Consider the following 12,954-nt stretch of genomic DNA (forward strand, 5'->3'; position numbering starts at 1 on the left):
TAATGGCAAATTTACTAAAAATCAAACAAAGAATTAATTCAGTTATAACAACAAAAAAAATAACAAAAGCTATGCAGCTTGTTGCAACTGCAAAATTAGGTCGAACAAAAAACAGTTATAATAACATAATAAACTACTACTCAAGTGTAAAAAACGTTTTTAACAACTTACTTTTACATTCTGATGATATTGAAAACATCATCAATAAAAAACATAAACAAGAACAGCAACAATATAAAACTTTATATATTGTCATCGGTTCAGATTTAGGTTTATGTGGTTCATATAATTCATTTTTAGTTAAAAAAGTAAAAGAAGTAATTGATCAAAATTCATTATTAATTACCTTAGGAACCAAAATCATTAATTCTTTAAAAAAATATGAAGATCAAATTATTCATTCATTTGCAAAAATTGGTGATGAATTAGATTATGAATTAGCACAAGTTATTTCAAAAAAAATCTATGAAACAATTCAAAATATATATGTTAATAAAGTAAATATTATTTATACAGAATACATAAACAGTATTTCAACTGAAACTAAAATAAAACAAATATATCCAATTGTACGAGATGAAGTTGAACAAGTAAGTAATGTTGATTTAAGTATGTATGAACCAAGTGCTCATAAAATCTTAGAATCTTCATTTATTATTTATTTTGAGGCTAGTATGTATCTTGCAATGGCAAATGCTAAATTATCTGAAATGTCTTCAAGAAGAACAGCAATGGAAAATGCAACTAACAATGCTCAAGATTTAATTGAAAACTTAGAACTTGATTATAACCGTTCAAGACAAGCAAAAATAACTGAAGAAATTACTGAAATTATTAGTGGATCAAATTCATAGAAAGGATAATTATGGAAAACAATGATAAAAAACATTATGGTAAAATAGTTCAAATATTAGGACCTGTTGTTGATATTAGATTCCCAAATGATGAAATACCTTTTATAAATAACGCATTAGAATTACATCATGAAGGAAAAAAATATGTTTTTGAAGTTGCTCAACATATCGGAAATAATACCGTTAGAGCAATTAGTATGGATCTTACTTTTGGTCTAAAAAGAGGTATGGATGTTTTAGATACTGGTAAAGAAATTGTAGTGCCTGTCGGAAAAGATATTTTATCTAGAATGTTTAATGTTTTAGGTGATCCTATTGATGATAAACCATTTGATAAAAACAATGCAATTTTAATGCCAATTCATGCACCTGCTCCTTCATATGAAGAACAAAAAACATCAGTCGAAATTCTTGAAACTGGAATAAAAGTTATTGACTTACTAATGCCTTATGCAAAAGGTGGAAAAATTGGATTATTTGGTGGAGCTGGTGTTGGAAAAACAGTTTTAATTCAAGAATTAATTAATAATATTGCCACTCAACACGGAGGAATTTCTGTTTTTGCTGGGGTTGGTGAAAGAACTAGAGAAGGAAATGACCTTTATCACGAAATGCAAGAAAGTGGAGTTATAAATAAAACTGCATTAGTCTTTGGACAAATGAATGAACCTCCCGGAGCAAGAATGAGAATAGCATTTACTGCTTTAACTATGGCTGAATATTTTAGAGATAAAGAAAATCAAGATGTTTTATTATTTATTGATAATATATTCCGTTTCACTCAAGCTGGTTCAGAAGTTTCAGCCCTTTTAGGTAGAATGCCTTCAGCTGTTGGTTACCAACCTACATTAGCAACAGAAATGGGATTATTACAAGAAAGAATAACATCAACTAAACAAGGATCAATAACATCTGTGCAAGCTGTTTATATTCCAGCAGATGATTTAACAGATCCCGCACCTACAACTACATTTACACACCTTGATGCAAAAACAGTTTTAGATCGTAATATTGCTGCATTAGGTATTTATCCAGCAATTGATCCTTTATCATCAGGTTCTAGATTACTTGATCCTAAAATAATTGGAATTGAACATTATAATGTAGCTCGTGGAGTACAAAATATTTTGCAAAGATTTAAAGAATTACAAGATATTATTGCAATTTTAGGAATGGATGAATTATCTGAAGAAGATAAAAAAGTTGTTGCTCGAGCAAGAAGAATTAGAAACTTTTTATCTCAGCCATTTTCAGTTGCAGAAAAATTCTCTGGTTATCCAGGAAAATACATTAAAATAAGTGATACCATTCGTTCATTTAAAGAAATACTTGCAGGAAAATATGATGAAGTTCCCGAAGAAGCATTTTTATATGCAGGAACTATTGATGATGTAATTGCAAGAATGGATACAAACAATGGCTAATAAAATATTTTTATCAATTACAACTCCATATGGTAAATTTTTAGAACAAGAAACAGATATAGTTACTTTAAAAACTACAGAAGGATACATTGGTTTACAAGCAAATCATATTGAATTTATGGGAGCAATTGTAGCAAGTGAACTTTATGTAAATAGTTCTGAAAATAACAAAAAAACTTATTATGTTAATCAAGGAATAGTACATTCTAAGGGAGATAGAGTTGATATAATAGTTAATAATATTTCCGATCAACCATTAAAAGAAATTGAATATAAACCTAACAATACTAAAAACTTTAGTTTTGTTGAGGAACTTAAAATAAAATTAAGAGTAGCTTATAAATAATAATAATTTTAAACCCGGATTTTTCCGGGTTTATTTTTATTTAAAAAAATAGTTTTGCTAAAACTAGAAATTTTGTGTCTTTTATTCAACAATTTTCACTTTTTGCTTTCAATATATATATATATATATAATTTTAATTAAATACTAAAAATATTGGGGTATTTAATGATTCAAAAAGAAAAATTAATAGTTTGAGCATTATATGATGATGCTGAAAGTTCGTATAAAAATAGTATAAAAGATTTTAATAATAAAACTCAACCTTACCAATTAGAAGTTCATTCTATCGGTATAAATGATATCGAATTTAAAAAAAATAAATTATATCATTATCATAGAATTGACTTATCTATAACTAATTTTGATCTTTTTCAACAATTAAATCTATTACCCAAACCTGATATTATTTTAGCTTCTCCTCCTTGTGAGTCCTGGAGTAGTGCTGATTGCGATGGAAGAATGTTTAGAGGACTTGATAGTGAAGGTAATTGAATAGTTAAAAATTTTGCATATTATGATGAATACAACAAAAGAAGTCATCCAGTGAAGAGAAGATATTTTAATCAAAAAGAAAGATCCCGACTAATGGGAGAAGGTACTATTGGCGCAACAATTATGATAATAAAACATTTCAATCCAAAAGTATGAGTGATTGAAAACCCTAAAACTTCGAAAAGCTGAGATTTTCAAGAAAAACATTGAGCATTTGAGGGTTTTATGAATCTAACATATTATGCTTCCTATGATGATAATTTCAGTCTTAAACCAACCATATTTAAATCTAACATCGAACTTAATTTAAAAACCAATAAACCCTATAAAACAAATTCTAATCATATGGCAAAAGGTTCTTATTCAAAAAGAAGTTCCATACCATTAAATCTAATAAAAGATATTGTAATAGATTCAATTGAATATATAAATAAAATTAAAGGAAATAAAAATGAGAGAAAATAGTGTGAATTTTGAAGAAAAATTAAGAGAAAATGGTTATTTAACCAGTTGAAATATTGGTACAGGTATTGATTTATATTTTGATAAATTTATAAATTGGGCTAATAACAATGATTTAGTGCAAAAAATGGAAAATAAAAATAACTTTAATATTAATCTTTCTAACAAAGTTACTGAAAATAACAAAAAAACTTCCTTTGCTTTTTTTGAAGTTGATAAAAATGTTGTTGTTTACAACGATAATGAAAAAACCAAAGGAATTAGTGATTCAACCTATATACAATGTTTTAGAGTATTAAGTGCTCTAAATTTTGGTATCTATAATAGTGATGAAAAAAAATTTACTATTGATAAAGACAAAATATTAGATTTAAATAAATTAAATAAAAGAGAAAAACAAGAACGTAAAATAGTTAAATGAATTTGTGAATCACTACAAGACATAGGCCAAAATTATAACGATAAATTATCAACATTTTTAAACATTAATCAATCACAAATTGAAACTATATCAGACATTAAGAAATTTGAAGTATATATTAGTTTTTTAAAAGAATTCATATTACAACAAGTTGATGCAATCAAAAAATACAAAATAACCACATCCAAATTAATGATAAATATGATCGTTTAGTCTACTTAACTATAGCAAGATCAATTATTAAAAAAAGAAATCTTAATGTTGATAGTAGAATTGAAAAATATTTTTATTCAAAAAAATTTAATTCAGGAATAAAAAATTTAATAAATGATAATAGCGATGAAATAAGCACTTCAGAATTAAAAGCATCCAAAGATTTAATTTCAATTTTCAATAAAAGTATTGAATTTTTAAAGAATTTTATTGATATAACAAGTAATGAAGTGTATGAAGTAGCCTATAAACCTATTAATGAGCAAATAGAAAAATATTATACGGATAAACAAAAATGATTAAAACAATCAAGAGCACAAATAGATTCTTTTAAATATATAGATTCATCATCTATGAGTGTTGGAAAATTATTTAATACTATTATAGGAATAGAAGGTGATGATAAAAGAAATGGTGTGATTTATCAAATACCTATTTTTCAAAGAGATTATACTTGATCATTAGACCTGGTTTTATCTTTATTAGAAAATATTGAATCAAATTCCAACAAATACATTTTTTTAAATACTATCATTGTAACTGAAAAAAAAGATTGCAATAGTGATGCTAAATGTCATAACCTAGTAGATGGGCAACAAAGAATTTTTAGTTTGATTCTTATTGGTCTTGCAATTATTAAATATAAAGTTTCTCAAAATCTTCCTATAGATAGTAATTTAATCAATTTAATGCAAAAATCAAATAATAGTTACAAAATCGAAAAATATTTTAAAAATGCAGAAAAACGTGCTGACTACGAAACATTAATACAATTTATTAAGTCAAAAAGACAAGAAGATATAAAAAAAGAGGATGTAAAAAAACAAAATAAAATTGATAAATATCTAATTGCATTAATTAAGCATATACATAATAACACTATAAAGAATCCAAATTATATTGATAATTTAGAGCAAAATTTATTACACCATACATTTATTAATCGTGTTATATTAAGTGATGTTGATGAAAATGATGTTTTTTTAAATTTAAACAAAAATTCATTACCATTAAACGCATTAGATTTATTTAAATCATACATATATTCATTAGCAATTGATAAATGTAAATTAGAAGATGAAAAACAAATCCATGATTTTATTAGTCCATTAATCAATGAATTTAAGTTTTTTTACATTAAGGATAAAAATAAGAATAACATTTTAGACGAGAAATTAATTTATGATTTTGCCCGTAAAATGTCATTTCATTTATCAAATAACATTGATGAAAAAAGTGAATTAAAAACTGATGCAAAAATTTATCTGTATTTAAAAAACTCTCTTGATTATTTAATTAAAATTAATTCAATTAACAGTAATGAAATTTCTAAATATGCTATTGAAAAGGCTTTTAGTAACATGATCGAATTATTTAAAGAATGACAATTTATTAGTTCAGGTAAATACCAAATAATGTGTAAATATTCATTTAAAAAAGGTGAAAACTTTAATGATTCTTACTTATGACACGCTGTCTACGGTGCAACATACGGATTTTCTCTAGACATTCCAACAAGTATAATTTGAACATTATTGGAAAAATATCACCAAAAAGGAATATTTGATGGTAGACGTTTTTTTGGTAAAGAATTAGAAGAAAAATATAAATTAGTTAATGAACTAATGCAATATCTTAAGGAAATAGAAAAAGCTATTATTCTTTGAAAAAACTTTACTTTCAAAGGAGATTCCCGTACTATATCAGCATTTAAAATTGCCTCAAAAATTAATATCGAATCAGAAGATAGCTATAATTCCATTCAAGACTTTATTCAAGATTTAAATTTAAAAATTATTGGTACTACTAACTCTTTAAGTAACGAACAAATAAAAGGACTTTTCATAAAAGAAGTAGTTGATAAAGAAGAAGATGATGAAGAAATAAAAGAAGCTGATGCATTAAGTGAAAAATTACAAACAAATAATAATTTAAAAACTTTTTACCATATGAGATATCATTTTATTGAAGAAATTGAGAAAAACCCCAAAATTTTGTGTAATCCTATAAGCAATATTTCAATTAATGGTGCAAATAATTTTGACTATAAATTATCTGACATACATTATGACCATGATATGCCAATTAAACTTAGTACAGAATATAAAGAAATATTAAAAGACAACCCTAAATTTTATGATGAATCTTATGAAGAAACAGTTCAATTAATTGGAAATGGTAAATTACTTTGGTCACTATCAAATAAAACAAAATCAAATTTTGTTCCATATATAAAACATCTAACAGAAAAAAATAAAGATTTGTATTCTTTACGTAAATTCCAAAACATAAATGACTATATAGAAGAATATGATAAATGAGTAGAAGCTGTAGAAACAGAATCCTTAAAAATGTGTAAAACATTATACACATACTATAAAAATAAAAAATAATTATTACTAAATTAAACAAAACAAAAAGTAGACTAATTTACACATTGTCTATTTTTTAGTGTAAAAAGGCTTTTTATGAAAAATTTAATTTTAAAATAATTCTGAATAATATTTCATTTTAAAATTTTTGTTTTATGTAATAGTAGTACAAATATTATTTTTTGTATTTTTAAAATTTCCATTATTTTTAAATCACAAATAATATAAAATTAATTTACTATTGTTGTCTATACACTTAAACAATCTTATATCTTGAAATCTAAATATGGTAAACAATCTAAATAACATTTTAATTAATATTAATTTAATTTACTTTAAGTAATATTTTAATTTAAATTAAATTTTTATTTAAAAGTTATTTAACAATTCATTAATGAACATAAAATCAATAATTTTATCAAAAATCATTAGTTTTTTTGTTATTTTAATTTTGTTATGAAAATTTAAATATATAATTATAAATATATTATTTATGAAAATTTAAGGAGAAAATATGAATAAATATAATGGGACAGTTGATGCCGAATACGATTTAATTGTAATCGGAGCAGGTCCTGGTGGATATTTAGCTGCTGAAGAAGCTGGAAAACACGGATTAAAAAGCTTAATTATTGAAAAAGTATACTGAGGTGGTGTTTGTTTAAACGTTGGATGTATTCCTACTAAAGCTCTTTTACATGCAGCAGAAGAATTTCATAAACTTTCAACAGGAAGTTTAGAAGCATTAGGATTTAGTTATGATAAAACAACAGCAAAATTAGACTGAACTAAATTAAATGAACAAAAATCTAAAACTGTTAATAAATTAACAAGTGGTATAAAAATGTTAATGAAAGGATCAAAAGTTGATGTTGTTCAAGATACTGCAGAATTTTTAGATAGTCACACTGTAAAAGCAAATGATAAAGTATACAAAGGAAAATACATGATCTATGCTATGGGTGGACACTCAAGAAGATTAGATTTACCAGGATTTGAAGAAGCATATAAATTAGGTAAAGTAGTAACTTCAACAAGTTTAATTAATTATCCTACACAACCTGAAACATTAACAATTATTGGTGGAGGAGTTATCGGAGTTGAATTCGCACAAATATTTGCTAATGCAGGAACAAAAGTTACAATTCTACAAAACTTAGATCGTGTTGTTGCTCAATTAGATAAAGATGTAACAGATGAATTACAAAAACACTTAAAATCAAAAGGTGTAGAATTTATATTCAATACAACAATTAAAGCATTTGAAAATGATGAAGTTGTTTATGAAAAAGATGGACAAGAATTAAGAATTAAATCAGATGTTGTTTTAGCATCAGTTGGACGTGTTCCAAACACAGGATTTATTTCAGAAACAGGTGTTGAATTAGGTGCAAGAGGAGAAATTCTTGTAAATGATATGATGCATACAAATGTTGAAAATGTTTATGCAATTGGTGATATTACAGCTCAAAATATGTTAGCTCACGTTGCATATAAACATGCATTAGTTGCTGTATATGACATTTTAAGAAAAGAAAATAAAACTCAAAGAATGATTACATTTAATCCAAATACAGTTCCAGCATGTATTTATACAGATCCAGAAATTGCTAATGTAGGATTAACAGAAGCTAAAGCAAAAGAATTACAAATTCCACATATTGCTGCAAAATACCAATATGGATTTGTAGGAAAAGCTATTGCTGCACACAAAGACTACGGATTTTCAAAATTAATTATTCATCAAGAAAATGGAAAAATTTTAGGTGCTGAAATTATTGGAGCTAATTCAACAGATATGATAGCAGAAGTTGCTTTATTAATGGACAAAGAATTAACAGTGTTTGATTTAGTTGATACAATCCACCCACACCCAACATTTAACGAAATCATTTGAGAAACAGCTCGTCAAGCAGTTCATAAATTAGGGAAATAGATAAAAAATAGAAAGTTGCATAAGCAACTTTTTATTTTGCTAATTTTACTTACACAGCACTCAAAATAAACCCATAAAGCATAATTTTTATTAAGTTTTAAGTTTAGAATTAAGAAAATATTTTCTAAAATTATATAATTTTATTATGTTAGAACCTAATACAATTGTAGAAATCAAAAACTTAACTTTCAAATATACAACAAAACAAAAAAATAATGATTTAGAAATTTCCCATATCAAAATTCCTGAAAATAAAATTATTTCACTTTTAGGACCTTCAGGATCAGGAAAAACAACACTTTTAAATATTATTCTTGGTTTTTTAAAACCATCCCAAGGAGAAGTAATAATAAAAAATAATCCAGAAACTCACGAAATTGCTTATATTATGCAAGAAAACTCAGTATATGAAAGTGTAAATGTCTTTAATAATATTTTTTTAAGTGCAGTAAATAGTACAAAATGAGTAGTTGAAACGCGAATTAATTATTTTCATAATTTATATAACAATAGTCCAGAAAAAGTTACTCAAAAAGCTTGAAATTCTTTAGAAAATTATCAAAAATCAACTATTTTTGATTCTCAAAATCATAGATGAAAAAACATATTAAACTCAAAGTGAAAATATTTAGAATTAATTTTTAGTTTTATATTTAATACTACTATAAAAAATAAATTAAAAATTATTATTCAATCAAAACTCAAAAAACTTTTTAAAAATGAATTAAACTCTATTGCAAAAAAATTAGACATTGATGAATTATTAACTAAAAATGTAAATGATTTATCAGGAGGGCAAAAACAAAGAGTTGCTTTTGCAAAAGGAATTATTAAAAAAACTCAGCTGGTTTTAATGGATGAACCTTTTAGTGCATTAGATGCAAAAATTAAAGAATCAACTATACAATGGCTACTAAAAATTAAAAAAGAATTCAATTTAAGTATTATTTTAGTTACTCATGACCAAAGAGATGCAATAAATATAAGTGACCAAATTATCTTATTAAATAAAGGAAAAATACAACAATTTAGCACAAGCGATCAACTTTATTATGATCCTAATAATATCTTTGTTGCTAAATTTATAGGATCACCAGAAATTAATTTTATAAAAGAAGATGAAAACTTTTCTTATTACATTAGACATAATAAAATGCAAGTAACTTTAGATGAAAATGGAAAATATAGTGTTATTTTCAAAAAACATTTTGGTGATTTAATTTTATACACAATCAAAGTAAATGAGACTTTAAACTGAAATATCATCTTACAAAATGCAGATATAGATATTAATAAAAAAATTAACATATTATATGATGAAAAAGATTTAATAAAATTTGATAAACAAGGACAAAGAGTTTATGAAAAATAAAATTAAGAAATTAAATTATAAAAAAATACTTTCATCCTTTTTATTTTTATTTCCTTTATTATTAGCAATTTTATTATTTACTATTATTCCTATTTTTAAAATTATTTTTGAATCATTTGTATATTTTCCTAATGAAGATAATTTGACAATTAAAGCAGTAGGAACACACAATTATAATGATGTTTTTAATGATTCAGCCTTTAATGATGCAATAAAAAACTCAACTATTGTTTTATTTTTAGGTACATCCATTTCTTTAATACTTGCTTTATTTTTTTCAATCATAATTGAATCAATCATTTCTAAAATCTCTAAAACAATATTTTTATCACTGCTTTATTCACAATTCTTTTTATCATCGTTTTCAGTTGGATTATCTTTTACTGTTTTATTTGGAGACAAAAATTTATTTTTTAAGTTTTTTAATTTAGATAATACTCGTTTTGTTGGAGGACAAAACCCACTTCCTATTTGAATTTATTATACTTTTTTTCAAATCTGAAGATCACTTCCTTTTAATATAGTTTTAATTTCATCTGGAATTAGAAGAGCAGATAATAAATATTGAAAATTAATAAAATCAGATAAAATTTCACTTTTTCAAAAAATCAGATTTGTTTATTTTAATGAATTATCTAAAAACTTTTTTTCAATTATTTTAACTAATTTTATTTTTTCATCATTAATATTACCTGAAGCAATTTTAGGAAGTAGTTATAATTATAAATTTAATCACGGACATACATTAACTAGTTATATTTTAGGTTATTTTGATCATAGTGTAGGAGTTATTACTGAATATAAACCTGAAAAAGGATATGCTGCGTCATTTCTTGCGCTTTTATATTTAATGTTTTTAATTGTTTTAGTATTTGTTTTAAAACCAAATAATCTTAAAAAGGAATTTCTATTTTTTAAAAAAATATTTAATAAAATAAAAAGGAAAATGAATAAAAATGCTTAAAAAAATAGTTTGAGAAATTTTAAAATTTTTATTAATAGGAATACTTGTTGTTGTTATTTTATTTCCTGTTTATTATTTATTTGTTATATCACTTAAAACACGTTTATCAATAAGCGAAGATAAAGCATCTATTTTAATTGAAGAATGACAATGATCTAATTTTTTCAATGTTATTGCACTTGATTTTTGAAAAGCTCTTGGTTTTACTTTAATTGTTGCTGTAATTTTAATTTTATTAAGAATATTTATTTTTTCTTTTGCAGTTATCGGACTTTTAAAATTAAATGACAAATGACAAAAAATATTTTTATATTTCTTTTTAATTATTAGTTTAATTCCAGAATTTACGATTTATTTAAGTTTATTGCAATTTTTAGTAGGTTTAAAAATACATAAAACTTTTTTTGCTTTAACAACAAATTCATTATTTTCATTTTTTCTATTTACATATATTTTTAATACTGCAAAAGCTATACATAAAAATAAAAACAAGTTGATTATTAATGACCATTTAAAATGACATCATAAATTAATTTATGTATATTTTCCTAAATTAAAATTAGCATTTTTATTATTAATAATTTTTTCATTTTTAACAGCTTGAAATGATTATTTATGACCTACATACATTTTAAATAACAGAGAAGAAAAAAATATAACATTGTGGTTTATAGGCCTTAATTCAATTAATGAAGAAAGTACTCCAAATTTAGCAGCAGCAGGTGCTTTTATATCTATTTTAGTTCCACTATGTGTTTATTGAGTATTTTCAACAAAAATAAGAAAATTTAACTAGTTATTATTAATTTCATATTTCTAAAAATAGTTTAAGATTTATAATTTATTTATACCTAAATTTTTCAAACAATTTAGGTTAAAAAAGAGAAAGAAAGAGAAAGGAAAAAATGAAAAAATTAAATAAAATAAAAACTTTATTATATTTATCAGGAGCAGTAGTTTCAATAGCTACAACCGCTGCTCTTGTTTCATGTACAACCCCTGCAAAAGAAAGTGAAACTGTTAAATTTTCATTTGCTCAAGGTGCAGATTGACCATTACCAAGAACATTAAGTCAATTAACTGATTATTACAACAAAACACACGCAGACAAAGAAAATTTCAAAAAAGTTGAATTATTAACACAAGACAAAACTAAAACATATTCTGAATTAAAACTAGCTCAAAACATAAGAGAACAATACAAATCAGGACAATCTGAAGATGTTCCTAACATATTTTTAGGAAATCAAGCAGGTGCTTATATTATGAATCAAAATGGTATCCTTTTAAACCTAAATAACCAAGGAATTAATAAAGAATTATTTGCTAGCAAAATAGCTGATAAACACAGTATTTTACCTGGTGAAACAGATCATAATCGTCTTTATAATATTCCGTTAAGTAATTTTGATGAAGATGCAACAATTTTTAACCTAGATTTAATGAATTTAATTTTTAATTTAATTAAAGAAGGTAAAGGAACTGTTGATGAAAATTCAGAAATTTATAAAGAAGCTCTTGTTGCTTCAAAAACAGGAAATAGCGTGCCTTCATTTAGTATTTTTAGTGCTTTAAGACTAAAAAAAGCAGATGCTTTTGCTAATTTACATGTAAATGATGAGACATTTAGTTCTATTCAATCAATTAGAGAATTTAGTAAAGAATTTTATGATGGAGTAGAAATTGATGAATCAAAAGTTACTGATGATACACTTGATGGAGAAATTCTTTCAATTGATTATCAAAAAGGTACTTTTTATAAAGAATTAAATGCACTTGAAGATAATGAATCTAATTTTGTTCAAAATGAAAATGGAAAATAGAATATCCTATTTTAACTAATAAAAAATTAGAAGATGGTATTAAACAACTTTGAAAAGAATACAATGATACTGCTGCACAAACAAGTGTTAAAAAAGGTAATGATGAAAAAACTTTTTATTCAGTTCAATATTTAGATTTAAGTCCATCAAAATTAAACTGAACAGCTTTTCATCCAGTACAATGAAAAAATGCTATTGCTTTTGGAGTTAGTGTAGGTTATGGTTCATTACAAAAACCACAAGATATTAAATCAAAAACAGATGCAGAATTACCA

Annotated in this window: 11 protein-coding genes; all 11 read left to right on the forward strand. The window is 24.2% G+C overall.

All coding sequences use genetic code 4. The features are described from left to right. The first annotated feature begins 2 nt into the window (after positions 1-2). The 11 genes from atpG to HLA92_RS02335 all read left to right on the forward strand — a co-directional run bounded on the left by atpG (position 3) and on the right by HLA92_RS02335 (position 12,679). Positions 3-854: an ATP synthase F1 subunit gamma gene (gene atpG, locus HLA92_RS02285; RefSeq protein ID WP_171113138.1), complete on the forward strand. Its 852-nt coding sequence runs from the start codon at positions 3-5 to the stop codon at positions 852-854. 11 nt (positions 855-865) lie between these two features. Then, positions 866-2,278: a F0F1 ATP synthase subunit beta gene (gene atpD / locus HLA92_RS02290; RefSeq protein ID WP_171113139.1), complete on the forward strand. Its 1,413-nt coding sequence runs from the start codon at positions 866-868 to the stop codon at positions 2,276-2,278. Beyond that, complete coding sequence (locus HLA92_RS02295) at positions 2,271-2,624, forward strand: FoF1 ATP synthase subunit delta/epsilon (protein ID WP_171113140.1); 354 nt, start codon at positions 2,271-2,273, stop codon at positions 2,622-2,624. The genes atpD and HLA92_RS02295 overlap by 8 nt, the downstream gene beginning before the upstream one ends. Before the next feature lie 165 nt (positions 2,625-2,789). Then, positions 2,790-3,581, forward strand: coding sequence for a DNA cytosine methyltransferase (locus tag HLA92_RS02300; protein ID WP_171113141.1), 792 nt, complete (start codon positions 2,790-2,792; stop codon positions 3,579-3,581). Then, positions 3,568-4,212, forward strand: a complete 645-nt coding sequence (locus HLA92_RS02305) for a hypothetical protein (RefSeq protein WP_171113142.1) — start codon at positions 3,568-3,570, stop codon at positions 4,210-4,212. The genes HLA92_RS02300 and HLA92_RS02305 overlap by 14 nt, the downstream gene beginning before the upstream one ends. A gap of 230 nt (positions 4,213-4,442) precedes the next feature. Then, complete coding sequence (locus tag HLA92_RS02310; protein ID WP_171113143.1) at positions 4,443-6,605, forward strand: DUF262 domain-containing protein; 2,163 nt, start codon at positions 4,443-4,445, stop codon at positions 6,603-6,605. Positions 6,606-7,098: 493 nt separating this feature from the next. Then, entirely contained in the window at positions 7,099-8,520 is a 1,422-nt protein-coding gene (gene lpdA / locus HLA92_RS02315) for a dihydrolipoyl dehydrogenase (protein WP_171113144.1), read from the forward strand. Between the two features lie 145 nt (positions 8,521-8,665). Continuing rightward, positions 8,666-9,892: an ATP-binding cassette domain-containing protein gene (locus tag HLA92_RS02320; RefSeq protein WP_171113145.1), complete on the forward strand. Its 1,227-nt coding sequence runs from the start codon at positions 8,666-8,668 to the stop codon at positions 9,890-9,892. Further along, on the forward strand, positions 9,882-10,856 hold the full coding sequence (locus tag HLA92_RS02325; protein WP_171113146.1) for a sugar ABC transporter permease: 975 nt from the start codon (positions 9,882-9,884) through the stop codon (positions 10,854-10,856). Before HLA92_RS02320 ends, HLA92_RS02325 begins: the two co-directional genes overlap by 11 nt. Continuing rightward, positions 10,849-11,652 (forward strand): carbohydrate ABC transporter permease, encoded by an 804-nt coding sequence (locus tag HLA92_RS02330; RefSeq protein ID WP_171113147.1) that lies wholly within the window; start codon positions 10,849-10,851, stop codon positions 11,650-11,652. The genes HLA92_RS02325 and HLA92_RS02330 overlap by 8 nt, the downstream gene beginning before the upstream one ends. Before the next feature lie 109 nt (positions 11,653-11,761). Then, positions 11,762-12,679 carry a P68 family surface lipoprotein gene (locus HLA92_RS02335; protein WP_171113149.1) on the forward strand — a complete coding sequence of 306 codons (918 nt, stop codon included), beginning with the start codon at positions 11,762-11,764 and terminating at the stop codon, positions 12,677-12,679. Positions 12,680-12,954 lie beyond the last annotated feature (275 nt).

Origin of the sequence: Mycoplasma miroungirhinis, assembly GCF_013008815.1 — a bacterium.
GTDB classification, from domain to species: domain Bacteria; phylum Bacillota_I; class Bacilli_A; order Mycoplasmatales; family Metamycoplasmataceae; genus Metamycoplasma; species Metamycoplasma miroungirhinis.